Origin of the sequence: Pelomonas sp. CA6, assembly GCF_022549225.1 — a bacterium.
Lineage (GTDB): Bacteria > Pseudomonadota > Gammaproteobacteria > Burkholderiales > Burkholderiaceae_C > Roseateles.
The window spans coordinates 1-354 of sequence record NZ_JAKZFD010000068.1 but is presented as its reverse complement, the minus strand read 5'-3'; the positions used below and the strand labels follow the sequence as shown (position 1 = coordinate 354).

The 354-nt window shown below is 67.2% G+C and carries 1 protein-coding gene; it reads left to right on the top strand.

The genetic code is table 11. The features are described 5' to 3' along the window. A partial coding sequence (locus LZ017_RS21920) for an Ig-like domain-containing protein (protein ID WP_241399048.1) occupies positions 1-354 on the top strand: 354 nt, incomplete at both ends.

The following is a 354-nucleotide window of genomic DNA, read 5'->3' as shown; positions in this document are numbered from 1 at the left end:
GGCAACTACGCCATCGACACCCAGCGCCCCACCGCCACCATCGTGGTGGCCAATGGCGCCCTGAAGATCGGCCAGACCAGCAGCGTCACCATCAGCTTCAACGAGGCCGTGACCGGGCTGACCACGGCCGACTTCCTGGTTGCCAACGGCACGCTCAGCGGGCTCAGCAGCAACGATGGCGGACTCACCTGGACGGCTACGCTGACCCCCAGCGCCAACATCAGCGACGCCACCAACCTCATCACCCTGGACAACACCGGGGTGCAGGATGCGGCCGGCAACGCGGGCGTGGGCAGCAGCAGCTCCAACAACTACGCCATCGACACCCAGCGCCCCACGGCCACCATCGTGGTC